Source organism: Parageobacillus sp. VR-IP (assembly GCF_013357975.1).
Lineage (GTDB): Bacteria > Bacillota > Bacilli > Bacillales > Anoxybacillaceae > Saccharococcus > Saccharococcus caldoxylosilyticus.
Window position 1 is genome coordinate 380,390 of the sequence record NZ_JABVYQ010000001.1, and the last position, 25,254, is coordinate 405,643.

A 25,254-nucleotide genomic window follows, 5' to 3' on the forward strand; every position below is an offset into this window, starting at 1 on the left:
TAAGATGATAATATTGCAGACGTTTCATTTTAAAGGAGTGGACTTTTGTGACGGAGTCGTTTTGTGTCGAAAAAGTGCTGAATAATAACGTATTGATCGCTTCACATCCAGCGTATGATGAAGTGGTATTGCTAGGAAAAGGCATTGGATTTGGAAAGAAAAAAGGTGACTATATTGAACAAAACGCGGTGGAAAAATGTTTCATTTTAAAAAATGAGCGGGAACAAGAACAATATAAAAAATTGCTCCCGGAACTAGATGAAGAATTTATTGGGCTGATGAATGAAGTGATCCAGCACATTAAACAGCGACTAAACGCTCCGTTAAACGAGCATATTCATGTTGCGCTGACCGATCACATTTCATTCACACTAAAGCGCTTGAAACAAGAGCTCGATTTAAAAAATCCTTTTTTAGTGGAAACGAAAAGTTTATATCCGTTGGAGTACGAAATTGCCTGTGAAGTAGTTGAGATGATTAACAAAAAATTAGGGACAAAGCTACCGGAAGGGGAAGCTGGATTTATCGCACTCCATATTCATAGCGCTATTTCCAAGCAAAGCCTTTCTGAAGTCAACCAACATTCCCAATTGATTGCCAAGCTTGTCCAAATTGTCGAACAACAATTAGATATTACGATCGATCACAACAGCATTCATTATTTGAGGTTTGTCCGTCATTTGCGCTATGCGATTGAACGGATCAAAAAAGGGGAAAAAGTCGAAGAACCAAAAAAATTGTCGAAAATCTTGAAAGAAGCGTATCCACTATGCTATAATACGGCGTGGAAATTAATAAAAGTGATGCAACAAACGTTGCAAATGCCAGTAGACGACGCAGAAGCCGTATATTTAACGATGCATTTGCAAAGATTGTCGAAAAAGGAAGCGGAAACAATCGAATAAAATTGTCTCGCTTTACGTGTTACTGATTCGATCAGGCATGAGTAAAGAAGACAAAGTAGGGCGGCAACAAGAGAGGTTATTTATTTCTCTTGTTGTAAGCGTTCTATTTTTGTCGTTCTTTGCTTATGCCTTTGTTTTTTATGAAAGCGGATTATATTCGCTGTGAAAAACAGTCTACGAAATGCAATTGCGGTACATGAACGTAACGTTTGTTGCAAAACTTATATAAAAGAAAAGGAGGTTATCGAGATGAAAAAAGTGTTTGGCACGCTGCAAAAAGTCGGTAAAGCGCTGATGTTGCCGGTAGCGATTTTGCCAGCGGCCGGGATTTTGCTGGCGTTTGGTAACGCGCTGAAAAACCCGGCATTAACCGATAAAATTCCTGCCTTAAAAGCGGATTGGATCGTACTTGTTTCCAATGTCATGGAACAGGCAGGCGGCATTGTGTTTTCGAACCTTTCGCTCCTCTTTGCCGTTGGGGTAGCGATTGGACTAGCCGGTGGTGACGGTGTTGCCGGGCTTGCGGCAATTATTGGTTATTTAATTATGAATATCACCATGAGCGTGATATTAGGCGTCACGCCAGATATGATTGGTGACAATCCTGCATTTGCAAATATATTAGGAATTCCGACATTACAAACTGGTGTATTCGGCGGGATTATTGTCGGGATATTGGCTGCTTACATGTATAATAAATATTTCAACATTGAATTGCCGCAATACCTAGGCTTTTTTGCCGGAAAACGTTTTGTGCCAATTATTACAGCAGCATCTGCGGTATTGCTTGGAATTATTATGACATGGGTATGGCCGCCGATTCAACACGGTTTAAATGCGTTTTCGCATAATATGATTGATGCTAATAAGACATTAGCTGCATTTATTTTCGGAGTTATTGAGCGGGCGCTAATTCCGTTTGGATTGCATCATATTTTCTACGCGCCATTCTGGTTTGAATTTGGCGAATATGTCAATAAGGCCGGACAAGTAGTGCATGGCGACCAAAAAATCTTTTTCGAACAATTAAAAGATGGAGTGCCATTAACAGCAGGAACGTTTATGACAGGAAAATTCCCGTTCATGATGTTTGGTCTTCCAGCGGCGGCGCTTGCGATTTATCATGAAGCGCGTCCGGAAAACAAAAAAGTGGTTGCCGGCATTATGGGTTCAGCGGCGCTTACTTCGTTCTTGACCGGGATTACGGAACCGATTGAGTTCTCGTTCCTGTTCGTTGCACCAGCATTGTTTGCGATCCATACGATTTTTGCTGGACTGTCGTTTATGATTATGCACATATTAAATGTCAAAATCGGCATGACTTTCTCCGGCGGGGTTATTGACTTCCTGCTATTTGGCGTACTGCCAAATCGGACGGCATGGTGGCTTGTCATTCCGGTCGGATTAGTGTTTGCCGTTATCTACTACTTCGGATTCCGTTTTGCGATCCGTAAATGGGATTTAGCAACACCAGGGCGTGAAAAAGTGGCAGAAGAAGCGCCAACGGTGAAAGCAGAAGCGGGTGATCTTCCGTACGAAGTGCTGGCGGCGCTTGGCGGCAAAGAAAACATTGCCCATTTAGACGCATGCATCACCCGTTTACGGGTTTCTGTCAACGATATTCAACGAGTCGATAAAGAACGCTTAAAAGCGTTAGGCGCAGCGGGTGTTTTGGAAGTTGGAAACAATGTACAGGCGATCTTCGGACCAAAATCCGATATGTTAAAAGGGCAGATCAAAGACATTATGGAAGGAAAAGCTCCAGCACGGACAAAAGAAGAGCCGGCGGCAGCGGAGAAGACAAAAGACGACGTAAAAGACGTAAAAGCGGAAGCGATCGCCTCGCCAATGACAGGGGAAATCGTTCCGCTGGAGGAAGTGCCGGATCAAGTCTTTTCCCAAAAAATGATGGGGGACGGCTTTGCTATTATGCCGACAGACGGAACCGCCGTGTCTCCGGTTGACGGAAAAATTATCAACGTATTCCCGACAAAACACGCGATCGGCATCGAATCGGCGGCAGGTCATGAAATTTTAATCCACGTTGGCATCGATACAGTTAAGTTGAACGGTCAAGGCTTCGAAGCGCTGGTGAAACAAGGCGATGAAGTGAAAAAAGGCCAGCCTATTTTACAGGTGGATTTAGAATACGTGAAAAACAACGCTCCTTCTATAGTAACACCAGTCATTTTCACGAATTTGCAGGCGCAAGAAGCGATTCGTGTAACAAAACAAGGAGCGGTTACAAAAGGAGAAGACCGCATCGCTGAAATCGGTTAACGGTGTGAATTTTCTTCGGCGAATTTCATTAGTTCTTCATTGAAGAAAGACAATATTATTTGGTATGATGACAAAGAAAAATATAAGGAAAAGGGGAATGACGACAATGGCTGAAAAAGTGTTTAAAGTAACTTCAGAATCTGGAATCCATGCTCGCCCGGCAACGATTCTTGTTCAAACAGCGAGCAAATTCAACAGCGACATTCATTTAGAGTATAACGGCAAAACGGTAAACTTAAAATCGATTATGGGCGTTATGTCTTTAGGCATTCCAAAAGGAGCTGAAATCAAAATTACGGTCGAGGGGGCAGATGCAGCAGAAGCGATGGCAGCATTGACAGAAACTTTATCTAAGGAAGGCCTTGCACAATAATGACAAAGACGATCCAAGGGATTGCTGCATCGAGCGGTATCGCCATTGCGAAGGCGTACCGCTTAGAAACCCCTAACCTTGTTGTAGAGAAAAAAGAAATTGCGGATCCACAAACAGAAGTGGCGCGTTTCGAAACAGCGGTAGCACAAGCCAAGGAAGAGCTCGAAGCCATTAAACGGCATGCGTTAGAGCAATTAGGCGAAGACAAAGCAGCGATTTTTGCCGCTCATCTGCTTGTATTAGATGATCCGGAATTACTAAATCCGGTAAAAGAAAAAATCCAAACTGAAAAGGTAAACGCCGAATATGCATTGCATGAAACCGCATCGATGTTCATTTCCATGTTTGAAGCGATGGATAACGAATATATGAAGGAACGCGCTGCTGACATCCGCGATGTCACCAAACGCGTACTTGCCCATCTTCTTGGAGTGGCGATTTCGAATCCGAGCTTGATTGCCGAAGAAGTCATCATTGTCGCGGAAGATTTAACCCCGTCTGATACGGCTCAGTTAAACCGTCAATATGTCAAAGGGTTTGCTACAGATGTCGGAGGGCGTACATCCCATTCTGCCATTATGGCAAGATCAATGGAAATCCCGGCAGTTGTCGGCACAAAACAAGTGACAGCGGAAGTGCAAAATGGTGATATCGTTATTATCGATGGACTAGATGGACAAGTTGTTGTCAATCCGACGCCGGACGTGCTTGCCCACTACGAGGAAAAACGCGCGCGCTATGAAGCGCAAAGAGAGGAATGGGCGAAGCTCGTTAATGAAAAAACGGTAACAAGCGACGGCTATCATGTCGAACTTGCTGCAAATATCGGTACGCCGGATGATGTCAAAGGGGTATTGGAAAACGGGGCGGAAGGAATCGGGCTGTACCGTACGGAATTTTTATACATGGGCCGTTCCGAGCTGCCGACAGAGGAAGAACAATTTGAAGCCTATAAAACGGTGCTGGAGCGAATGGAAGGAAAACCAGTTGTCGTGCGCACGCTGGACATCGGCGGCGATAAGGAATTGCCATATTTAGATCTGCCAAAAGAAATGAACCCGTTTTTAGGATTCCGCGCCATCCGCCTTTGCTTAGAAATGCAAGATATGTTCCGCACGCAGCTTCGCGCCTTGCTGCGGGCAAGCGTGTACGGGAATTTGAAAATTATGTTCCCGATGATTGCGACGCTTGATGAGTTTCGCCAAGCGAAGTCGATTCTTTTAGAAGAAAAAGAAAAACTGGAGCGTGAAGGCGTACCAGTGGCTGACGATATTGAAGTCGGCATGATGGTGGAAATTCCGGCGGCTGCGGTGCTTGCCGATCAATTTGCCAAAGAAGTCGATTTCTTTAGCATCGGCACCAATGACTTAATTCAGTATACGATGGCGGCCGACCGTATGAACGAACGTGTTTCCTACCTTTACCAACCGTATAATCCAGCGATTTTGCGCCTTATTAGCAACGTCATTGATGCGGCGCATAAAGAAGGAAAATGGGCCGGAATGTGCGGAGAAATGGCGGGCGATGCGATTGCCATTCCGATTTTGCTTGGGTTAGGATTGGACGAATTTAGCATGAGTGCGACTTCCATTTTGCGGGCGCGCGCGCAAATGAAAAAATTATCGAAAGAAGAAGCAGCGCGCTTTAAAGAAACCGTCCTCTCGATGAACACGGCCGAAGAGGTTGTGGCGTTTGTAAAACAAACATTTCATATTGAATAAAAAACTAGCGGTGAAGTGGCTTCTTCACCGCTAGTTTTTTCTTAAGCAAGAATAGAAGAGGCCGGTTCGTAGCCAAACCGCTGCCGTACGGTAAGGGAAATTCCTAGAGCGATGGCTTTTGCCATTTGATACACAACATGTAAGTTTGTATATGGAAGCGCCGCAGCGTCTTTATCATCTTCCATCATTACCCCCATAATGCTCATATCGCCGACAGCAGGAAGTTTTTTGCCAAGGGCAGAGCCTGGGGCAAGCGATCCAGCGCGGATGACAATCGTATGGATATAGTCGGAAACGCCGACAACGCTATCAATCGCGATCGTATATGTTGATGGGGTTGTACGGATTTGTTTTATCATTTCTTTTATGTTCATCGCATCGACCGGTTGTTTCAAGTTCCCGATGACAGTCATGTGTTTCGAATAAAGATTGGCCAACAGGGTCCCGACAAACGGCCCTAAACTGTCCCCGTTAATGCGGTTGCTGCCGATGCATAACACAATGAGGTGATCAACATACGGCGGAATTAATGAAAAAAGATGATTGCGAATAAGCAAAGGAGCTAATGGATTGTCATAGGAAATGGGCTTCATCGCCAGTCGTTCCCTTCTATTATCCTTTCCCTTCTTATTCGCGGCGTCTGCAATAAAATCCTTCTCTCATAAACTGCTAAATTTTTATACACAGCGCTTAAACGGGTTGCGCCACTCCATGAGCACAGCATAATTGAGAGACTCTTCGTCTTCTAAATAATTTTCGATGACTTGAATCGGGGTGCGGCCGCACCGCAATAAAAAGGTGATAACAGGATCCTTCAGCTCTCCTTTTAATACTTTTTCGAGATATTGCGCTGCCGATAGTCGCTCAGCATGGCGGTGATAGCCAGGCATTCTCCCGCCGCCAAGGAGGCGGGAGACATTTAAGCGGATGACTACTTCATACATCGATTGCATTAGCCATTTTCCAAGCCCCAGTTTACGGTAAGGAGGGGAAACGCAAATATCGACAACATATAATGTGTTTCCATCAGGCTGGTGATTGCGGATATAGCCGCCATCTGTTATTTCTTTCCACGTATGCGCCGGGTGGCTCGGGTCGAAATCGACAAGCAGACCGGTCATCGATCCGACAATGCGTCCGTCTACTTCCACGCAAAGTGCTCCTTCAGGGAAAAGAGAAACATGATTAGTAAGCTGTTCTTCATTCCACCACAGTTCGGACGGAAACGGCGGCGGAAAACTTTCTTGCTGAACGCGGATTAATTGCGGGAAATCCTTTTCTGTATAGTTGCGAATAATAGCTTTATGTGGGACATCGCCATCAAACACATACAATTCTTTCCAATACATCTTCATCCCCCTGTCTATCAATCTATCGTTGTTTCCATCATATAAGAATAATGGCAAAATCAGCAAGAAAAAACTGCTGTTTGTACAGCAGTTTAGTCGCTACGCTGATCGATATAATGATTGATTAATGATTCGATTTGCTGTTCGTTCGGCTTTTTTCCAGTGAAATGGAACGTTACTTCATCAATCAGCATCCCGTCACGGTATACATGCAGTGCCCCTTTTTGCTGGATGACGCTATATTCGACATCAAAAATATATCCATCCCGTTCGATAGCCCCATATCGTCTCTCACCTGCCTGTCCGTTAAGATTTCTTTCTTATTGTCTCGTTTTTGCCCGTGCTTCATGCACTGAATAAGAATCTGATCCTATAGACGCATGACGATAGTCCTTTGTATAATGAAGGCAAATTTCGACAAAAAAAGGGGAGAAACAAAGTGGTGTTTAAAACATTGCGGATCAAGTTGATCATTCTAATGGCATTGCTAATGATTGTTTCCCTGGCCGCTACCCAGATTGTCGGAGTGGTCGAAACAAAAAAAATGATCCGCCAGGACGTTGAAAAACGCGCACAATCCATTTTAAACGGGGTGCTAGGCGATATTCGCGACAGTTTTCAAAGCGAGGAAAATAGCTTGCTTCAGTTTAGCGAATCGCCTATCGTTGAGGAAATGATCAAAAAAGAAGATGCCTGGCCGCTGCTTGACCGGCAGTTTCGCACATTTTTAAAAATCCACGAAAACGTTCAACTTGCCTACATTGGAACGGCCGCGAAAAAAATGTATACGACGCCGGCAGCGCCATTGCCTGACGGCTATGACCCGACTTCGCGTCCATGGTATAAAACAGCGGCGGAAAACCAGGATCGAGTCGTTTGGACCGAGCCATACATCGATGCGATAACAGGAAAAAATATCGTGACATTGGCAAAAGCGGTAACAGAAAACGGCCGCGTCATCGCTGTGATCGGGATCGATATGACGCTGGATGCAGTGGCGAGAATTGTCAACAATAGCGAGGTTGGCTACCATGGGTACCCTGTGCTGTTTGACAGCAAGGGAGTCGCGATCGTTCATCCGCAATATAAGGGAAAAAATATGGCGAAAAACGCGGAAGTCCAATATATGTTAAAGAATAAAAGCGGCTTTTATACATATACATCCGGGAACGAAAAGCGGGTCGTGTATTTTACGACGATTCCTGAACTCGGATGGAAAGTCGGCACCGTATATAAAGAAAGAGATTTATTGGCGATGAGCAATTCCCTTGCCATGAAAATGTTTATCATCACCGTGGCCGCATTATTGCTTGCCATTGTTGTTATTTATTTCCTCGCCCGTTCGATTTCGAAACCGGTCATTGCGCTTCAGCACCAAGCTGAAAAAGTCGCAGAAGGGGATTTAACGGTGCATGTGCGCGTAAAATCAAAAGACGAAATAGGGCAGCTGGCCGATCACTTCAATCATATGATTGCGCAAATGCGGGCCCTCATTCAGCAAGTCAATGAATCGGTAGAGGAGCTCGCCGCCTCCGCTGACCACCTTAGTTCTGTTTCCGAGGAAACGATGGCGACAAGCGAACAAGTGGCCAGCGCCATTAATGATATTGCCAAAGGAACGACGGAGCAAGCGGGTGATTTAGATACGATCAATGAACGGACAGCGGCGTTGTCTGCACAAATCGAAACGGTAACACAGTCGACGGCAAACATGCAAACGCTGTCGAATGAAACGAAAGCGGCTAGTTATGACGGCCTAGAAAATTTAAATATACTGCAGCTAAAATCCGATGAGGCGAAAAAAGAACTATTTGCGGTAGAAAAAGTAATGAAAGATTTAGTAAGAAAGATGGGAGAAATTGATGGGGTGATCCAAACAATTACAGCCATTTCCGGGCAGACGAATTTGCTTGCCTTAAATGCGAGCATTGAAGCGGCACGGGCGGGAGAACATGGAAAAGGATTTGCCGTCGTCGCGGATGAGGTGCGCAAATTAGCGGAGCAGTCGGCAAGAGCAACCGAGCTGATCCACCAAACGATTGCCGTGATTCAGCAGCAAGTGAGTCTGGCGATGCAGGCGGTGAATCACTCGAAAGACATGTACGAACAGCAGCAGCAAGCTGTACACACAACAGGCGATTCATTTGTCAAGATCGTCACGATGATGGAAGAGTTAACAACAGCAATTGCCGAAATTACAGAGGAAGCAAAGCGAATGAATGAAAGCAAAGAGGATGTCATTGGAGCGATGCAAAATATTTCCGCCGTCGCTCAGCAGTCCGCGGCAGCGGCGGAAGAAGTAGCGGCATCCGCCGATGATCAGCTGCAGGCGTTAGGAACGGTGACAGAATCGGCAGAAAAATTAAGCGAGATGAGCTGTCAGCTGCAAAAACTAGTAGAAAAATTTAAAATATCATGATTATGGATTGTTGTGTGCGTTCTATCGCTGCCGCGTTTTTTTCTCTTTTTTCAAAAAAAAAATAAATTATTGGAGATTTTCATGTTTAATCGTCGATTTTAATGAATGATAGTGCTACAATATATATTGAAAACGTTTATAAAGTTATTTCCTTGTTTATTTGGGAACAATGAGAAGAAAGCAAGCGGGCCCTGTTCGCAATTTTTCTTCATGCGTATGGGGCGCCAAAAGATCCCAAATAAGCGAAAACTGGTTGGAGGTTTTCATAATGGCAAAGCAGACGATCAACGATGCACAACCATGGAGTCAATTTTATGGGCCAAACCTCGGGTACGTGATGGAAATGTATGAGCAGTATCTTGAGGATCCAGACAGGGTTGACCCTGAGTTGAGGCAATTATTCGAACAGTGGGGGGCCCCGACAACGGAAACAGAACCGTTTGTGCCAAGCGAGGAGATCGCCAAAACGCATCAGACGTTCCGTCTCCCGGAAAATCCAACGATATTCAGCAAGCTTGTTGCTGCTGTAAAACTAGCGGACAATATCCGCCGTTACGGTCATCTGGCAGCCGATATTAACCCATTAAACAAACAAAATAAAGACACGCGCCGCATCGAATTAAGTGAATATGATTTGACGGAGGAAGATTTAAAGCAAATTCCTGTCGCGTTTCTTTGTCCGCATGCACCGGCGCATGTCAAAAATGGATTGGATGCCATTAATCATTTACGGAAAGTATATACAGATAAAATTGCGTTTGAATTTTCACAAGTACATAATTTGGAGGAAAAAAACTGGCTCATCCAACAAATTGAGTCAGGAGCATATTATCCGAGTTTAACAAGCGATGAGAGAGTGGCATTGCTCCGCCGCCTTACGGAAGTGGAAGGATTTGAAAAATTTATTCATCGTACATTTGTCGGACAAAAGCGGTTTTCGATTGAAGGTTTAGATGCCATGGTGCCGCTATTAGACGAACTTGTTCGCCAGTCGATTGAAAAGGAAATCAATGCGGTAAATATTGGCATGGCGCACCGCGGCCGTTTGAATGTGCTTGCCCACGTCCTTGGCAAACCATATGAAATGATTTTTGCCGAATTCCAGCACGCGGAAAGCAAAGATTTTATTCCTTCGGAAGGATCGGTAGCCATTACCTACGGCTGGACGGGGGATGTGAAATACCATTTAGGGGCGGCCCGCCGTCTGCGCAATGAAAATGAACATACAATAAGAATTACGCTGGCAAACAATCCAAGCCATCTGGAAGTCGTGAATCCGGTTGTGTTAGGCTTTACGCGCGCCGCTCAGGAAAATCGCAAAAACGCCGGAAAACCACTGCAAAATACGGATTCGTCGTTTGCGATTATGATTCACGGAGACGCGGCATTCCCTGGGCAAGGAATTGTGGCCGAAACATTGAATTTGAGCCAATTGCAAGGGTATCGGACGGGTGGATCAATTCATATTATTGCTAATAATATGATCGGTTTCACGACAGAAAGCTATGATTCTCGTTCGACAAAATATGCGTCCGATATTGCCAAAGGATTTGAAGTGCCGATTGTGCATGTGAACGCCGATGATCCGGAAGCATGCTTGGCGGCGGCCAATCTTGCTTTTGCCTACCGTCAGCGCTTCAAAAAAGATTTTGTCATCGACTTAATCGGGTATCGCCGTTTTGGCCATAACGAAATGGATGAGCCGATGGCGACAAATCCGACGATGTACAGCATCATTCAGCAACATCCGACCGTTCGCCAGCTTTACGCGCAAAAGCTGATCGAAAAAGGCATTATTACAAAAGAAGCAGTAGAAGAAATGGAACGGGAAGTAGCGGAAAGACTGAAAATTGCGTATGAAAAAGTTCCGAAAGATGTGTCGAAGCTCGATTTTATTATGGATCCGCCGAAAACGGTTGCATGCAAATTGCCGGTTGTCAAAACGTCCGTGGAAAAAGATATATTGCAGCGGTTAAACAAAGAATTGCTGCAGTTCCCTGCCGATTTTCACGTGTTTAATAAGCTAGAGCGCATCTTAAAACGGCGTGAAGGAGTGTTTGACGGCAAAGGGAAAGTGGACTGGGCGCATGCGGAAATTCTTGCTTTTGCAACAATTTTACGCGATGGCGTGCCGATCCGCCTCACTGGACAGGATTCGCAGCGCGGTACGTTCGCTCAGCGCCATCTCGTGCTTCATGATATGAAAACGGGCAAGGAGTTTGTTCCGCTGCACCACATCAGCGATGCGAAAGCTTCTTTTGTCGTCTACAACAGCCCGTTGACAGAAGCAGCTGTGCTCGGTTATGAATATGGCTATAACGTCTTTGCTCCGGAAACGCTTGTGCTGTGGGAAGCGCAATTTGGCGATTTTGCCAACATGGCGCAAGTGATGTTCGACCAGTTTATTTCATCTGGACGTGCGAAATGGGGGCAAAAATCCGGTCTCGTCATGCTGCTGCCGCATGGTTATGAAGGGCAAGGGCCGGAACATTCGAGCGGCCGTTTAGAACGGTTTTTGCAACTGGCGGCGGAAAACAACTGGACAGTAGCAAACTTGTCTACCGCTGCGCAGTACTTCCATATTTTGCGCCGGCAAGCAAGCATTTTGCAAAGGGAAGAAGTCCGTCCGTTAGTGCTGATGACGCCAAAAAGCTTGCTGCGTCACCCGTTGGCGGCGTCAGAGGTAGAAGAATTTACCAACGGTCAGTTCCATCCAGTCCTTGAACAAACAGGACTTGGCAAAGATCATGAAAAAGTCGAGAGAATTATTTTAGGTACTGGAAAACTGATGATTGATTTAGCGGAGCAAATCAATAAAGTGGAAGGACTCGATTGGCTCCACGTCGTACGCGTCGAAGAATTATATCCATTCCCGAAAGAAGAGCTGCAGGCGATTTTCGTGCGTTATCCAAATGTCAAAGAAATCGTCTGGTTGCAAGAAGAACCGCAAAACATGGGAAGCTGGGGTTATATGGAGCCAAGACTGCGCGAAATCGCACCGGATGGAGTAGATGTCAGCTACATCGGCCGACGCAGACGGGCAAGCCCGGCAGAAGGCGATCCTGTTGTTCACCGGAAGGAACAAGAACGCATTATTCGATGTGCATTAACGAAAAAAGAACAATAACGCAAGATTTTGAGGAGGGCATCAACGTGGCTGAAGTCAAAGTTCCAGAATTAGCAGAGTCTATCACAGAAGGAACCATTGCGCAATGGTTGAAAAAACCTGGCGACTACGTCGAAAAAGGCGAATCGGTCTGCGAGTTGGAAACAGATAAAGTGAACGTCGAAATTATGGCAGAAGAATCCGGAGTATTGCAGCAAATTTTAGCGAATGAAGGGGATACGGTTGCCGTAGGGCAAGCGATCGCTGTCATTGGCGAAGGACAGGCTGCTCAGCCGGCTGCACAAGAAGCAGCAGCCAAAGCAACGCCGGAAGCAGTGCAAGAAACAAAAGAAACAGTGGTCAAAACGGAAGAAAAACAAGAACAACCAGTCATGGCTGGCAATCATCCGGCACAGCGCCCGATTGCTTCGCCGGCGGCGCGGAAAATCGCACGTGAAAAAGGCATCGATTTAACGCAAGTTCCTACGGTCGATCCGCTAGGACGCGTTCGCAAACAAGATGTCGAGTCCTTTGTCCAGCAGCAAGTTCAGCCGCAAGCGCAGCCGGCCGCATTGACCCCGCCGGTTCAGCAGCCGGCCCCAGCTGCCTTCAAACAAGATGACGGTAAACCGGTTGTCCGCGAGAAAATGTCGCGCCGCCGTCAGACGATTGCGAAGCGCTTGTTAGAAGTAACACAGTCTACGGCGATGTTGACAACGTTCAACGAAATCGATATGTCTGCCGTCATCGAACTGCGCAAACGGAAAAAAGATAAATTTTTCGAAGAACACGACGTCCGTCTCGGATTTATGTCATTCTTCGTCAAAGCGACGGTAGCAGCGCTGAAAAAATACCCTTATGTGAATGCGGAAATTCAAGGCGACGAAATTATTTTGAAAAAATACTATGATATTGGTGTCGCCGTTTCTACCGACGAGGGCTTAGTCGTTCCGGTGGTGCGCGATTGCGACCGGAAAAACTTTGCCGAAATCGAACGCGATATCGCCGAGTTGGCAGCGAAAGCGCGCAACAACAAATTATCGCTGAGCGATTTGCAGGGTGGAACGTTTACGATCACCAACGGTGGAGTGTTCGGGTCGCTCTTCTCTACGCCGCTGCTGAACGGTCCGCAAGTTGGGATTTTAGGGATGCATGCTATCAAACTTCGTCCGGTTGCGATTGACGAAGAACGAATCGAAAACCGTCCGATGATGTATGTGGCGTTATCGTATGACCATCGAATTATTGACGGGAAAGAAGCGGTCGGCTTCTTAAAAACGGTAAAAGACTTGATCGAAAATCCAGAAGACCTTTTATTAGAAAGCTGATAAAAAGGAGGCAGACTCCAAAAGTCGTTTTTGGGGTCGCCTCTTTTTTCGTATTATGGAAAACAACGCGCCACTGTAAAAAGAATGATTTGTTCGATTGGAAGGAAAAATAAACAGAAAAGGAGGTATCAGCATGCCAGAGCGCGGAAGAAACGATCACCCTCATGATTTTCATTTCGATGGGGAAAGAGAGGGAATTCTAAACGATGCACTTGCGACAGAAGGAGATACATTAGGAGTGCGAAGCGATATAGGCCCGTTGCAACTTGCCAATCAAGAAAATCCATTTCATGTAGCGAAAGTGAATGTAGATGAAGAAATGAAACAATTTCGTTCCATAATGGATGGAGAAAAAAGAGGCTGATTCGAAAGTGGTATGATCCCCCACAGGTAGACAGCGAAAAAAAAGAACATCTGATATGATATTCTTAGGAGTCTGCTTGGGAGGGGATTTTTTGTGGCGAAGAAAGGACAAACTTTCGCGCCTCTATTTTCATTTAAAGAAGGAAAAGCAATAAAATGCAGCGAATAACTTTAAATAAAAACATGTATGACGAGGGGGAAATACTATGGAGTTGGGCTTGTCGGGAAAAACTGCACTTGTCGTCGCATCCAGTCAAGGCCTTGGGAAAGCCATTGCCCGCCAGCTTGTGCTCGAAGGGGCAAATGTCATGATTACGAGCCGAAATGAAGAGAAGCTGCAAGAAGTGGAAAAAGAATTACGAGATTTACATAAAGGACAAGTTGCCCACGTTCAAGCAGATATTACGAAGGTAGAAGATATTCGTCGTCTTGTGCAAAAAACGGTAGACACTTATGGAACTATTGATTTATTAGTGAACAACGCCGGTGGTCCTCCGGCGGGAACGTTTGAAACGATTAGCGACGAAGATTGGTATCATGCGTTTGAATTGAATTTACTTAGCTATATCCGCATGATTCGAGAAGCGCTCCCATACTTGAAGAAAAAGGGCGGCAAAATTGTCAACATCGCTTCTTCTTCCATTAAGGAGCCGATTCCAGGCTTGCTTTTATCCAATACGTTCCGCACTGGCATCGTCGGTTTAACTAAAACATTGGCTATGGAATTCGCGCCGTACAATATTTTAATTAATACAGTAGCGCCGGGGCGCATCGCGACGGAGAGGGTTGCCTTTTTAGACAAAATCAATGCTGAGAAATTGGGAATTTCGAAAGAAGAAATGGAAGCGCGGATGAAAAGCGCGATTCCCCTCGGCCGTTATGGCAAACCGGAAGAATTTGCTAATGTGGTTACTTTCCTTCTTTCCGAAGCGAATTCGTATATTACCGGCCAATCGTTGATCGTTGACGGAGGAATGGTAAAAGCGATTTAAGCACATGGTTTCTGTTTGAATGGACAAAAGAAGAATGATGCCCTATTTTTTCCAAGGGCATTTTTGTGAACGAGCAGGGAGGGGAAAGCAAAATGAAAGCGATCGGTTTTATTGGTCTTGGCGTAATGGGAAAAAGCATGGCCCGCAATTTATTAAAAGCGGGATATCCGCTACTTGTTTACACACGGACGAAAGAGAAAGCCAATGATCTTATCGAAGAAGGGGCAGTATGGAAAGAAACAGTTGCGGAGCTTGCCAAAGAAGCGGATGTAGTGATTACGATGGTTGGGTATCCGCAAGATGTGGAAGAAGTATATTTTGGCGACGAAGGCATTTTGGCGAATGCGAAAGAAGGAACCTATGTCATCGATATGACCACTTCTACCCCGACGCTTGCGAAAAAAATTTATCAAGAAGCAAAAAAAAGAAATATTTATGCGCTTGACGCCCCGGTTTCCGGCGGCGATATTGGTGCGAGACAAGGAACATTGACGATTATGGTTGGCGGGGATGAAGAAGTGTTTTCGGCGTGCAAGCCGATTTTAGAAAGACTGGGAACGAACATTATTCTTCAAGGGAAAGCAGGAGCCGGTCAGCACACAAAAATGTGTAACCAAATTGCGATCGCCTCCAACATGATCGGTGTTTGCGAAGCGCTTGCCTATGCGAAGCGTTCAGGATTGGATCCATTTAAAGTACTAGAAAGCATCTCCCAGGGAGCGGCAGGGAGCTGGTCGCTGAGCAATTTAGCTCCCCGCATGCTTTCCGGCGATTTCAAGCCAGGTTTTTATGTGAAGCATTTTATTAAAGATATGAAAATTGCGTTAGAAGAAGCAGAAAAAATGAATTTGCAACTGCCAGGGCTGGAGTTGGCAAAATCAATGTATGAGGAGCTGGCAAAAGCAGGGGAAGAAAACAGCGGCACGCAAGCTTTATACAAACGCTATATCCAAGAATAAAGCGGCATCATCCTAATGATGCTGCTTTATTGCTATTTATCGAAAAATATTGAATATTTTTTTAAATAGGGTTATAGTAAAAATAAGGTTACATACTAACCGGTTAGTATAAAAGGGAGGGGAAGCGATGGATTTTTCTTATTCGCCGAAAGTCAAAGAGTTGATCAAAAAATTAAGCGCTTTCATGGAAGACTATATTTATCCGAATGAAAAGGTATATGAGGAACAGCTGAATGCACAAGAATCCAGATGGTCCGGCGTTCCGCCGATTATGGAGGAATTAAAAGCAAAAGCGAAAAAAGAAGGGCTTTGGAATTTATTTTTGCCGGATAGTGAATACGGGGCAGGGCTGACGAACCTGGAGTATGCGCCGCTTTGCGAGATCATGGGCCGTTCGCTGATTGCGCCGGAAGTATTTAATTGCAGCGCTCCGGATACGGGAAATATGGAAGTGCTCGTCCGCTACGGCACGGAAGAGCAGAAGCAAAAATGGTTGATTCCGTTATTAAACGGGGAAATCCGTTCCTGTTTTTCCATGACAGAGCCAGACGTTGCCTCCAGTGATGCGACGAACATTTCTGCAAGCATTGTCCGCGATGGAGACGAATATGTTATTACCGGACGGAAATGGTGGTCGTCAGGAGCTGGCGATCCGCGCTGCAAAATTGCCATCGTCATGGGAAAAACAAATCCGGATGCTCCAAAATATGAGCAGCAATCTATGATTCTAGTACCGCTTGATACGCCAGGCGTGAAAATTGAGAGGATGCTTCCGGTGTTTGGCTATGACCATGCTCCGCACGGCCATGCAGAAATTACGTATGACCATGTCCGCGTCCCAAAAGAAAATATTATTTGGGGAGAGGGAAAAGGATTTGCCATTGCCCAAGGGCGGCTTGGTCCGGGGAGAATTCACCATTGCATGCGGCTGATCGGTGCGGCCGAACGGGCGCTTGAGTTGATGTGCCAGCGCGTGCAAAAAAGAGTTGCGTTTGGAAAGCCGCTTGCAGAACAAGGAGTCATTCGCGATTGGATTGCCCAGTCACGGATCGAAATCGAACAAGCACGGCTGCTTACATTGAAAGCGGCATACATGATGGATACGGTCGGCAATAAAGAGGCGAGAAAAGAAATTGCCATGATTAAAGTTGTCGCGCCAAACGTTGCCTTAAAAGTGATCGACCGGGCCATTCAAGCATTTGGCGCCGCTGGAGTCAGCAATGACTTCCCGCTCGCAGCGCTATGGGCGAACTCCCGTACGCTTCGCCTCGCCGACGGGCCGGATGAAGTGCATAAAAATCAAATCGCTAAATTAGAGTTACGACAATATCAATAAAAAGGAGAGAGGAGTCATGCATGTACTAGACTTATTTAAAATACCAGGAAAGACGGCCATCGTTACCGGAGGGGGACGCGGGCTTGGCGAACAGATTGCCACCGGCCTGGCAGAGGCAGGTGCCAACGTCGTTGTATGTTCGCGAAAACTGGAAGCGTGCGAACAAGTGAGAGAAAAGTTAGAACAGCTTGGCGTAAAAGCGCTTGCATTAAAATGCGATGTCACGAATCCAGAGGATGTGCAGCGCGTCGTCCAAACAACGGTGGATGAATTTGGGCAAATTGATATTTTAGTCAATAACAGCGGCGCGACATGGGGAGCACCAGTGGAAGAAATGCCGCTGGAGGCATGGCAAAAAGTCATCAACGTCAATGTGACCGGAACATTTCTCATGAGCCAAGCGGTCGGCAAAGTAATGATCAAGCAGCGGAACGGCAAAATCATCAATATTGCTTCTGTTGCAGGACTTGGCGGAACGAATCCGGAAATATTAAATACCATTGGTTATAACACAAGCAAAGGGGCCGTCATTACGTTTACGAAAGATTTGGCCGTAAAATGGGGAAGATACGGAATTCATGTCAATGCGGTCGCGCCGGGGTTTTTTCCAACGAAAATGTCAAAAGTCGTCCTTGAGCAAGTCGGGCAGAAAGTGTTGCAAAATACGCCGTTAGGACGATTTGGCGGCGAAGATGATTTAAAAGGAGCGGTATTATTTTTGGCGTCTCCGGCCTCTGATTTTGTGACAGGAGCGTTAATTGTTGTCGATGGTGGCAGCCACGCCTCAGGCGCTTAAAAGGAGGAAAGGAAAAGTGAATGAAAAGAAAGCGGCGGCATTATATCCAGAACATGTATCATTTCGGTTCGATATTCCCAACATCACATTATGCGATATTTTGCAAGAACGGGCCAAGCAATATCGCGACAATCCAGCCTTGACTTTCTATGATAAAGTGATTACGTACGGCGAGCTTGCCCATGCTGTGGAGAAGTTTGCATCGAGCTTGCAGCAGCAAGGCGTCCAAAAAGGCGACCGTGTTGCCATTATGCTGCCAAACTGTCCTCAGTATGTGATCGCTTACTATGCGATTTTGCGCATCGGCGCGATTGTGACACAAGTAAATCCGATGCTTGTGGAACGCGAGTTAATCCACTTGCTGACGGATTCAGGAGCAGAAACGATCGTGATTTATGATGCCGTTTACCCACGGCTGCAGGCGGTGCGTGATCATACGCCAATGAAGCGGGCCATCGTCGTCAGCTTTCAGCCATCCTCCTCTCATTCGCTAGATGAAAACGATGTGACATTTGAACAGTTTCTTGCTCAAGGAAGCGGGAACGTGCAGCCTGTTCCGATCGAGCCGGAGCATGATGTTGCAGTGCTGCAATATACGGGCGGAACGACGGGACGTTCGAAAGGAGCGATGCTCACCCATCGCAATATTTTAGCGAACGTCATGCAATGTGCCGAATTTTTCAAAGGCACCTATGAGTTGGGAAAAGAACGGTATTTTACGGTAATTCCGCTTTTCCACGTGTTTGCGATGACATCGTGCATGAATATGGCGATTTATGTTGGTGCCAACAATATTTTATTGCCGCGTTTTGAACTGAAGGAAGTGTTAGAGATGATTAAAGAGAAGCAACCGACTGTTTTCCCTGGAGTGCCGACAATGTATGTCGCAATTACGAATACACCAGGGGTAGAGCAATACGGCATCAACAGCATTAAAACGTGCAACAGCGGCAGCGCGCCGATGCCCCTAGAGCTGATGCGGGAGTTTGAAGCGAAAACCGGAGCTGCTGTGTTAGAGGGATACGGTTTATCGGAGGCATCGCCGGTAACGCACTGCAATCCGCCGTTTGCTGAAAGGAAACCGGGAACGGTCGGCATCGGCATGCCGATGACAGAATACAAAATTGTCGATGTTGCTACCGGAACAGAAGAACTTAAGCCAGGCGAGGTAGGAGAGTTAATTATTCGCGGCCCGCAGGTGATGAAAGGATATTGGAACATGCCGGAAGAAACAGCGGTGGCACTTCGGGATGGATGGCTATATACGGGTGACTTGGCAACCGTGGATGAAGAAGGATATGTAACCATCGTTGATCGGAAAAAAGATATGATTATTGCCGGCGGTTACAATATTTATCCTCGCGAAATTGAAGAAGTGCTGTATGAACATCCAGCAGTAAAAGAAGCGGTAGCAATCGGCGTGCCGGATGCATACCGCGGCGAAACAGTAAAAGCGATTATTGTCTTAAAAGACGGCAAGCAGGCAAGCGAAGAGGAGATTATCGCGCATTGCCGCCAAAATTTAGCCGCCTACAAAGTGCCGCGCATGATCGAGTTTCGCTCCGAATTGCCAAAAACAAACGTTGGCAAGATTTTGCGCCGCACTCTCCGCGAAGAGGCGCTCCGTTCGAAATAAGAAAAAATCCGCTCTTCCCGAACGGGCAAGCTCCATTGCCTGTTGCCAGACGGGCTTGACCGTTTTATGATAGAATGGCGATAACGAACATGATAGAGGGAAAGGTGGAAGAGCGTGAAAGAAAAAATTATGGCGGCAAGCATCGCTCTATTTGAACAAAAAGGGTTTAGCGAGACTTCCATTCAAGATATTATGGATATGCTTGGCGTGACAAAAGGAACGTTTTACTACTATTTTAAAAGCAAAGAAGAATTATTAATGGATATCCATCTTCGCTATATTGAAGGACTGCTCGAAAAGCAAAAAAACATTATGGAAGATGCTGCGAAGACGGTTAAGGAAAAAGTGTTTGAAATCGTCTATATGCTCATCCATAGCATTGAGAAACAAGGAAGGCAGGCGCGTATTTTTTTCCGCGAAATGAAGCATTTAAATGCAGAACATTTAAAGAAAATTGTAGAAAAGCGGGACTTGTTTCGTTACAACTTGCAATCGTTAATAGAAGAAGGAATGAGAAACGGCGAGCTCCGTGACGATTTGCCACCTTCCATTGCAACGCTGACCGTTTTAGGAGCGGCAAACTGGAGCTACCAATGGTTTCGGCCTGATGGGGAATTGAGCGATTTCGAGGTAGCGGAACATATGGTTGCGATTTTGCTGGAAGGAATGGAGAAAAAGTGAAATAAGACTACTTGGCATAAACGTGCCAAATAGTCTGCGCTTTCCATACTGACTGGTCAGTTAAAAAGAGGAAGAAAAAATGCCTATTCAACGTGTTGCTGTGACCAGTGCCGGTTCAATGGGACACCAAATCGCTATGCTTTGTGCTTTAGGCGGATATAAAACAACATTGCAAGACATATTGAGGAGAAAGTGAAACAGGGACATCTCGGCTGAAAAAAGGGGAAGAGGACGGCATGTATATGACCAACAAACCGTCAAATGCCTGTAATCGAAAGGAGGTATAGCCATGACGGCGATCATCCCTGTACGTAAAGGAGAAGAGCTGCCCGTTGAAAAACTAGGCGACTTTTTAAGAAAAACACTGCCGGATTTTCCGGAAGGAACGCTGCAAGTCAGACAGTTTTCTGCCGGACGTTCCAATTTAACGTATTTGCTGTCATGCGGAGAGTGGGAAGCCGTTTTGCGGCGTCCGCCGTTTGGCCCCGTTCCGCCGAAAGCGCATGATATGAAGCGGGAAAGCACATGGCTGAAGGAAATTCATCCGCTTTTTCCGCTGGCTCCGAAACCGTTATTATTTTGCGAGGATGAATCGATTATTGGCAGTCCATTTTTTGTGATGGAACGGCGCCGCGGCATCGTGCTAGATACGGAGTTTCCGGCGCACATCGCCCCGACAGAAGAACGATGCCGGAAAATCTCGGAAACGATGGTCGATACGCTCGTACAAGTACATCAGCTTGATTATACAAAAACGCGTCTTGTCGAGATGGTAAAGCCGGAAGGATTTATGGAACGGCAAGTACATGGCTGGATTCAACGCTATGAGCGGGCGAAAACGGATGAGATTAAAGAAGTGGAAGCGCTGACGAAATGGCTTGTGAGTCACATTCCGGAAAACAGCGAAGCGACGATTATCCACTATGATTATAAATTAAACAATGCGCTGTTTGCCGAAGATGATGTCACACAAATGGTCGGCTTGTTTGACTGGGAAATGTCGACCGTCGGCGACCCGCTTGCTGATCTGGCCGTGGCGATGAGCTACTGGATTGAAAAGGACGATCCGCCGCTGTTGAAAAACGGATTTGGCAGAACGCCGGTGACCGTTTATCCCGGCTTTTATACACGCGGGGAATTTATTCGGGCATACGCTGAAAAAAGCGGGCGGGATATTTCGAATATGCACTTTTATTTAACGTTTGCTTATTTTAAACTCGCTGTCATCTGTCAGCAAATTTATTATCGCTACCGCCGCGGACAGACGAATGACGAACGCTTCCACGATTTGGGGAAGTTTGTTCAGTCACTCGTCCAACATGCATGGCAATTAGCAATGAGCTGAGGTGAATCCATGGCGAAAGTACATGTCGTCTTTCGTAAAGAAGATATTGATGAAACAGCTTTAACAGACGGGAAAATAGCGGTTGTGTTCGACATTTTGCTTGCTACTTCCACGATTACCGCAGCGCTTTCGTTTGGCGCTGTTTCCGTCATCCCAGTGCGAAATGCCGAGGAAGCACGGGAAAAATCCCGTCTCCTTCCAAACGGAAGCTATGAGCTTGTCGGCGAGTACGAAGGCCGGACGATTGACGGCTTTCATTCTCCAGCGCCGCTTTTTTTGCAAAAGTTCTGCCCGGGAAAAACGATTATTTTATCAACGACAAATGGCACGGTAGCGATCCGCAAGGCGATGCATGCCAATCATCTTTACGTCGGGAGCCTGCTGAACGGACCGGCGCTTAGCGAGCATATTTGCCAACGGCATGCGTCAGAAACGATTGTCGCGATCTGCTCCGGTTCATCAGGGCGATTTTGTCTAGAAGATTTTTACGGGGCGGGCTATTTTATTTCCTGCCTGCTGCAAAACGGTGTTTCTGCCCTAGACTTGTCCGATAGCGCCATGGCGGCATGGCTTTTTTACGAAAAATACAAGACGGAAAACGCGGGGAAAACGGTGCTTGCCTCTTCGCGGGTCGGACAATGGATGACTGCGCACGGCTTGGAGCGGGATATCGATTATATTAATCAGCATGGCGCACTTTCCGTTGTTCCCGTATTTGAAAAAACAGGATTGGGAGGAGAAATTCACGATGTAACGAGGCGGTCATTTTCTGTATGAAGAGGCTTTTGCCCATTTAAGCAAAGACCGGCATCGATTGCTTGCTTGTCGAACCGCTTTAACGAACTAATTGATCATGGGGCAATGGAACGCAACCGCCGCATTGCTGACTTACAGAACAAAACGCAACTGGCTATATAAGTTTAATCCCGAAAAAGTTTTTATTTCTTTCGCGAAAAGACTAGAAGAGGCAACAGAAAGGAGAAGGAGAAGCAAAGATGAAAATGGTGCAATTTACGGAGTACGGCGGCCCGGAAGTATTGCAGGTGATCGAGGTGGACCGCCCCGTGCCAACGGGGCGGCGCGTATTGATCAAAGTGGAGGCGATTGGCGTCAACTATGCCGATACGGCGCGCCGCGAAGGCCATTACGTCGTCCCGACTCCGCTTCCGTTTGTTCCGGGAACAGAGGTAGCCGGTGTTGTCTGTGAAGTTGGCGAAGAAACAAGTACGGTACGTGTGGGACAGCGCGTCGTTGCCTTAATCGAATCGGGAGGATATGCGGAATATGCCAGCGTTGATGAGCGCGCTGTCATTCCGCTTCCCGATGGGTTGGATGTGCAACAGGCCGTCGCCCTTCCCGTCCAAGGATTGAGTGCTTACCATATTTTAAAAACGATGGGGCGCTTAGAACAGGGGGAAACGGTGCTTGTTCATGCGGCGGCAGGCGGCGTTGGCACGCTTGCGGTTCAGCTTGCAAAACTTTTTGGTGCCGGCAAAGTGATCGCCACCGCCAGTACCGAGGAAAAACGAGAAATGGCAATGCAACTTGGCGCTGATGTCGCTGTCGACTATACAAAAGAAAGTTGGAAGGACGAAGTGATGAGGGCGACAGACGGAAAAGGCGTCGATGTGGCGCTCGAGATGGCCGGCGGCGACATTTTCCATCAGACACTGGAGTGTCTGGCGCCGTTTGGCCGGCTTGTCGTCTACGGCGTGGCGAGCGGACAGTTTACGCGCATGAACCCGGCGCGGCTGATGGGGAAAAATTTAGCGGTCATCGGCTTCTTTTTGCCGCAAATCATGAGAAAGCAAACGTTATATCAGCAAAGTTTGCATGAATTATTGACATATGTGCAAGCCGGAAAGCTGACATTGACGATTGGCGGCGTCTACCCACTTGAACAAGCCGCGGATGTGCATCGACTGCTTCAATCACGAAAAACGCATGGAAAGCTCATTCTTGTTCCATAGCTTGTCAAACAAAAACAGTGGGCGCTTTTGTTTATCGCGCCCACTGTTTTTCCTTTATGTATCGCTCTAAACGGTTGAGAGCTTCTTTCAGCACATCAAAGGAATACGCGTACGAAAGGCGCACATATCCTTCGCCATATTTGGAAAAAGCACTGCCGGGAACGAGTGCGACGCCGGCTTTATGGACCACATCAAGGGCAAAATCAAAAGAGGATAGACCGAACGGAGCGATCGATGGAAACAAGTAAAAGGCGCCGTCGGGCTTTTCCACTTGAAGCCCCATGCGGACAAGGCGGTCGTACGTATATTCCATCCGCTGTTTATATTGGTTGCGCATCGCCACTGCATCATTTTTTCCTGCCGTTAAAGCGGCCAGCGCCGCCTTTTGCGACACCGAAGAGGTACAGGAAACGCTATATTGGTGCACTTTAATCATATGTTTCATCACAAAGGAGGGTGCGAATGCGAACCCGATGCGCCAGCCTGTCATCGAGTGCGATTTGCTCAACCCATTGATCACAATCGTTTGGTCGTGCAGCCATTTAGCGATGGAATGATGTCTGCCATCATAAACAAGCTCACTATAAATTTCATCGGAAACAATCCAAATCGGCCGCCCCTTTACTAGTTCGGCAATTTCTCGCAGGGCTTGTTCTGATAAAGTGACTCCCGTCGGGTTTGAAGGGTATGGAAGTATGATGCAGCGCGTCCGCTCGTTCAAGTAAGGAGCGATTAACTCCGCTGATAAGCGAAATCCATTGGCACGTGTATCAACATATACGGGTTTTGCCCCGCACAGTTGAATGAGCGGTTCGTACCCCGGATAGACGGGTCCGGGCAAAATCACTTCCGTACCTGCTTCCAAAATCGTACGGAAGGTAATGTCAAGCGCTTGGCTTGCTCCGACGGTGGCAATCACCTCATCAGGTTCATACGATAATCCGTACTTTTCAGCAACGAAACGGCATGCTGCTTCCCGCAGGTCAAGAAAACCGGCATTATGGGTGTAAGTGGTAAAATTGGCGACAATCGCTTCTTTCCCTGCTTCTTTGACATGCTCCGGCGTTGGAAAATCTGGCTGTCCGATCGTTAATGAAATTAAATCAGGACGGTCTGCCACCATGTTGAAAAATTTACGAATCCCTGATATTTCTATATTTTTTACGCGAGAATGAATCAAATGTTCCACTCATCGTCATCCTTCCATTGTGATCGTCTGTCCACATTTTATCATGTTTGCCGCTGAAAATGGAAAAATAAAAGTGAGTCCCCTTCGTTTCTTGTCAGAACATTTGACGAGAAAGGGACTCACCTTATTTGACAATACGACTCTGACGTTTCACACTCCAACATATTTCTCTCCTTTAATTACGCACCGTATTTTTTTAGAAGCTCATTATATTGGGCGGAAAGTTCGAGAAAGAGGGCCTTGTTTCGTGCGATAAGAGCTTCATCAATTTTTTCCATCAACTTTTGTTTTTGAAACTGAAAGATTGCTTGTGCTAACACTTTCTCGGCAAGCGGACCATAGCTGTTTTTTTCTTCCGGTTGGTTAAATAAAATAGCGCCTTCGTGAGGATACTGTTTTTCATACATATGTGATTCCTCCCTGTTTGGGAATCGATAAATTCCCTTTTTTATATTATCATCATTTTTGATTAAAAAGTAAAGAAAATTTAGATAAATATTTTTTGT

General features: G+C 46.3%; 22 protein-coding genes and 1 pseudogene. 18 read left to right on the plus strand and 5 right to left on the minus strand.

Features of this window, described 5'->3' with window-relative positions; all coding sequences use genetic code 11:
* Positions 1-47 precede the first annotated feature (47 nt).
* The 4 genes from glcT to ptsP all read left to right on the plus strand — a co-directional run bounded on the left by glcT (position 48) and on the right by ptsP (position 5,279).
* Positions 48-905, plus strand: coding sequence for a glucose PTS transporter transcription antiterminator GlcT (gene glcT / locus HT574_RS02045; RefSeq protein WP_175243296.1), 858 nt, complete (start codon positions 48-50; stop codon positions 903-905).
* Positions 906-1,154: 249 nt separating this feature from the next.
* The gene (gene ptsG / locus HT574_RS02050) at positions 1,155-3,185 is read left to right on the plus strand and encodes a glucose-specific PTS transporter subunit IIBC (RefSeq protein ID WP_175243297.1); all 2,031 of its coding nucleotides are present in this window, start codon (positions 1,155-1,157) and stop codon (positions 3,183-3,185) included.
* 106 nt (positions 3,186-3,291) lie between these two features.
* Positions 3,292-3,558: a phosphocarrier protein HPr gene (locus tag HT574_RS02055; RefSeq protein ID WP_017434586.1), complete on the plus strand. Its 267-nt coding sequence runs from the start codon at positions 3,292-3,294 to the stop codon at positions 3,556-3,558.
* Positions 3,558-5,279, plus strand: a complete 1,722-nt coding sequence (gene ptsP / locus HT574_RS02060) for a phosphoenolpyruvate--protein phosphotransferase (protein WP_175243298.1) — start codon at positions 3,558-3,560, stop codon at positions 5,277-5,279. The genes HT574_RS02055 and ptsP overlap by 1 nt, the downstream gene beginning before the upstream one ends.
* Before the next feature lie 41 nt (positions 5,280-5,320).
* Here ptsP and yyaC read toward each other — a convergent pair whose 3' ends face one another.
* The 3 genes from yyaC to HT574_RS02075 form a co-directional block, all read right to left on the minus strand.
* Positions 5,321-5,872: a spore protease YyaC gene (yyaC, locus tag HT574_RS02065; RefSeq protein WP_017434588.1), complete on the minus strand. Its 552-nt coding sequence runs from the start codon at positions 5,870-5,872 to the stop codon at positions 5,321-5,323.
* 84 nt (positions 5,873-5,956) lie between these two features.
* A complete protein-coding gene (locus tag HT574_RS02070; RefSeq protein WP_175243299.1) occupies positions 5,957-6,628 on the minus strand; it encodes a GNAT family N-acetyltransferase in 672 nt (223 codons plus the stop codon).
* Between the two features lie 92 nt (positions 6,629-6,720).
* Positions 6,721-6,903 carry a DUF5370 family protein gene (locus HT574_RS02075; protein ID WP_175243766.1) on the minus strand — a complete coding sequence of 61 codons (183 nt, stop codon included), beginning with the start codon at positions 6,901-6,903 and terminating at the stop codon, positions 6,721-6,723.
* A 167-nt stretch (positions 6,904-7,070) separates the two neighbouring features.
* Here HT574_RS02075 and HT574_RS02080 point away from each other — a divergent pair, with 167 nt between their 5' ends.
* The 14 genes and pseudogenes from HT574_RS02080 to HT574_RS02145 all read left to right on the plus strand — a co-directional run bounded on the left by HT574_RS02080 (position 7,071) and on the right by HT574_RS02145 (position 23,559).
* The gene (locus HT574_RS02080) at positions 7,071-9,047 is read left to right on the plus strand and encodes a methyl-accepting chemotaxis protein (RefSeq protein WP_175243767.1); all 1,977 of its coding nucleotides are present in this window, start codon (positions 7,071-7,073) and stop codon (positions 9,045-9,047) included.
* A 268-nt stretch (positions 9,048-9,315) separates the two neighbouring features.
* Positions 9,316-12,174: a 2-oxoglutarate dehydrogenase E1 component gene (locus HT574_RS02085; RefSeq protein ID WP_175243300.1), complete on the plus strand. Its 2,859-nt coding sequence runs from the start codon at positions 9,316-9,318 to the stop codon at positions 12,172-12,174.
* A 26-nt stretch (positions 12,175-12,200) separates the two neighbouring features.
* Positions 12,201-13,481 carry a 2-oxoglutarate dehydrogenase complex dihydrolipoyllysine-residue succinyltransferase gene (odhB, locus tag HT574_RS02090; protein WP_175243301.1) on the plus strand — a complete coding sequence of 427 codons (1,281 nt, stop codon included), beginning with the start codon at positions 12,201-12,203 and terminating at the stop codon, positions 13,479-13,481.
* 133 nt (positions 13,482-13,614) lie between these two features.
* The gene (locus HT574_RS02095; protein WP_042407354.1) at positions 13,615-13,845 is read left to right on the plus strand and encodes a hypothetical protein; all 231 of its coding nucleotides are present in this window, start codon (positions 13,615-13,617) and stop codon (positions 13,843-13,845) included.
* Between the two features lie 205 nt (positions 13,846-14,050).
* A complete protein-coding gene (locus tag HT574_RS02100; protein ID WP_175243302.1) occupies positions 14,051-14,836 on the plus strand; it encodes an SDR family oxidoreductase in 786 nt (261 codons plus the stop codon).
* Positions 14,837-14,901: 65 nt separating this feature from the next.
* Positions 14,902-15,795 (plus strand): NAD(P)-dependent oxidoreductase, encoded by an 894-nt coding sequence (locus HT574_RS02105; protein WP_309138264.1) that lies wholly within the window; start codon positions 14,902-14,904, stop codon positions 15,793-15,795.
* Positions 15,796-15,922: 127 nt separating this feature from the next.
* Entirely contained in the window at positions 15,923-17,131 is a 1,209-nt protein-coding gene (locus tag HT574_RS02110) for an acyl-CoA dehydrogenase (protein WP_017434600.1), read from the plus strand.
* A gap of 16 nt (positions 17,132-17,147) precedes the next feature.
* Entirely contained in the window at positions 17,148-17,927 is a 780-nt protein-coding gene (locus HT574_RS02115) for an SDR family oxidoreductase (protein ID WP_175243304.1), read from the plus strand.
* A 16-nt stretch (positions 17,928-17,943) separates the two neighbouring features.
* A complete protein-coding gene (locus tag HT574_RS02120; protein WP_175243305.1) occupies positions 17,944-19,563 on the plus strand; it encodes a long-chain-fatty-acid--CoA ligase in 1,620 nt (539 codons plus the stop codon).
* Between the two features lie 114 nt (positions 19,564-19,677).
* Positions 19,678-20,244, plus strand: coding sequence for a TetR/AcrR family transcriptional regulator (locus HT574_RS02125; protein WP_017434603.1), 567 nt, complete (start codon positions 19,678-19,680; stop codon positions 20,242-20,244).
* A 79-nt stretch (positions 20,245-20,323) separates the two neighbouring features.
* Positions 20,324-20,425 (plus strand): annotated as a pseudogene (locus HT574_RS02130) (3-hydroxyacyl-CoA dehydrogenase NAD-binding domain-containing protein); the annotation flags it as partial.
* Positions 20,426-20,533: 108 nt separating this feature from the next.
* A complete protein-coding gene (locus HT574_RS02135) occupies positions 20,534-21,589 on the plus strand; it encodes a phosphotransferase family protein (RefSeq protein ID WP_175243307.1) in 1,056 nt (351 codons plus the stop codon).
* A gap of 9 nt (positions 21,590-21,598) precedes the next feature.
* A complete protein-coding gene (locus HT574_RS02140; protein WP_175243308.1) occupies positions 21,599-22,366 on the plus strand; it encodes a 2-phosphosulfolactate phosphatase in 768 nt (255 codons plus the stop codon).
* 218 nt (positions 22,367-22,584) lie between these two features.
* Complete coding sequence (locus tag HT574_RS02145) at positions 22,585-23,559, plus strand: quinone oxidoreductase family protein (RefSeq protein WP_175243309.1); 975 nt, start codon at positions 22,585-22,587, stop codon at positions 23,557-23,559.
* A 31-nt stretch (positions 23,560-23,590) separates the two neighbouring features.
* On the opposite strand, the gene HT574_RS02150 is transcribed toward HT574_RS02145, so the two are convergent.
* Both HT574_RS02150 and HT574_RS02155 read right to left on the minus strand, forming a co-directional pair.
* Complete coding sequence (locus tag HT574_RS02150; protein WP_175243310.1) at positions 23,591-24,748, minus strand: aminotransferase A; 1,158 nt, start codon at positions 24,746-24,748, stop codon at positions 23,591-23,593.
* Between the two features lie 179 nt (positions 24,749-24,927).
* The gene (locus tag HT574_RS02155; RefSeq protein WP_175243768.1) at positions 24,928-25,155 is read right to left on the minus strand and encodes an IDEAL domain-containing protein; all 228 of its coding nucleotides are present in this window, start codon (positions 25,153-25,155) and stop codon (positions 24,928-24,930) included.
* Positions 25,156-25,254: the final 99 nt, after the last annotated feature.

Bases quoted from the DNA above. Each gene is read 5' to 3' on its own strand.
- HT574_RS02085 (WP_175243300.1), top strand. From the start codon at position 9,316: ATGGCAAAGCAGACGATCAACGATGCACAACCATGGAGTCAATTTTAT.
- HT574_RS02100 (WP_175243302.1), top strand. From the start codon at position 14,051: ATGGAGTTGGGCTTGTCGGGAAAAACTGCACTTGTCGTCGCATCCAGT.
- HT574_RS02115 (WP_175243304.1), top strand. From the start codon at position 17,148: ATGCATGTACTAGACTTATTTAAAATACCAGGAAAGACGGCCATCGTT.
- HT574_RS02155 (WP_175243768.1), bottom strand. From the start codon at position 25,155: ATGTATGAAAAACAGTATCCTCACGAAGGCGCTATTTTATTTAACCAA.
- HT574_RS02145 (WP_175243309.1), top strand. From the start codon at position 22,585: ATGAAAATGGTGCAATTTACGGAGTACGGCGGCCCGGAAGTATTGCAG.
- HT574_RS02140 (WP_175243308.1), top strand. From the start codon at position 21,599: ATGGCGAAAGTACATGTCGTCTTTCGTAAAGAAGATATTGATGAAACA.
- HT574_RS02095 (WP_042407354.1), top strand. From the start codon at position 13,615: ATGCCAGAGCGCGGAAGAAACGATCACCCTCATGATTTTCATTTCGAT.
- ptsP (WP_175243298.1), top strand. From the start codon at position 3,558: ATGACAAAGACGATCCAAGGGATTGCTGCATCGAGCGGTATCGCCATT.
- ptsG (WP_175243297.1), top strand. From the start codon at position 1,155: ATGAAAAAAGTGTTTGGCACGCTGCAAAAAGTCGGTAAAGCGCTGATG.
- HT574_RS02070 (WP_175243299.1), bottom strand. From the start codon at position 6,628: ATGTATTGGAAAGAATTGTATGTGTTTGATGGCGATGTCCCACATAAA.
- yyaC (WP_017434588.1), bottom strand. From the start codon at position 5,872: ATGAAGCCCATTTCCTATGACAATCCATTAGCTCCTTTGCTTATTCGC.
- HT574_RS02110 (WP_017434600.1), top strand. From the start codon at position 15,923: ATGGATTTTTCTTATTCGCCGAAAGTCAAAGAGTTGATCAAAAAATTA.
- HT574_RS02135 (WP_175243307.1), top strand. From the start codon at position 20,534: ATGACGGCGATCATCCCTGTACGTAAAGGAGAAGAGCTGCCCGTTGAA.
- HT574_RS02055 (WP_017434586.1), top strand. From the start codon at position 3,292: ATGGCTGAAAAAGTGTTTAAAGTAACTTCAGAATCTGGAATCCATGCT.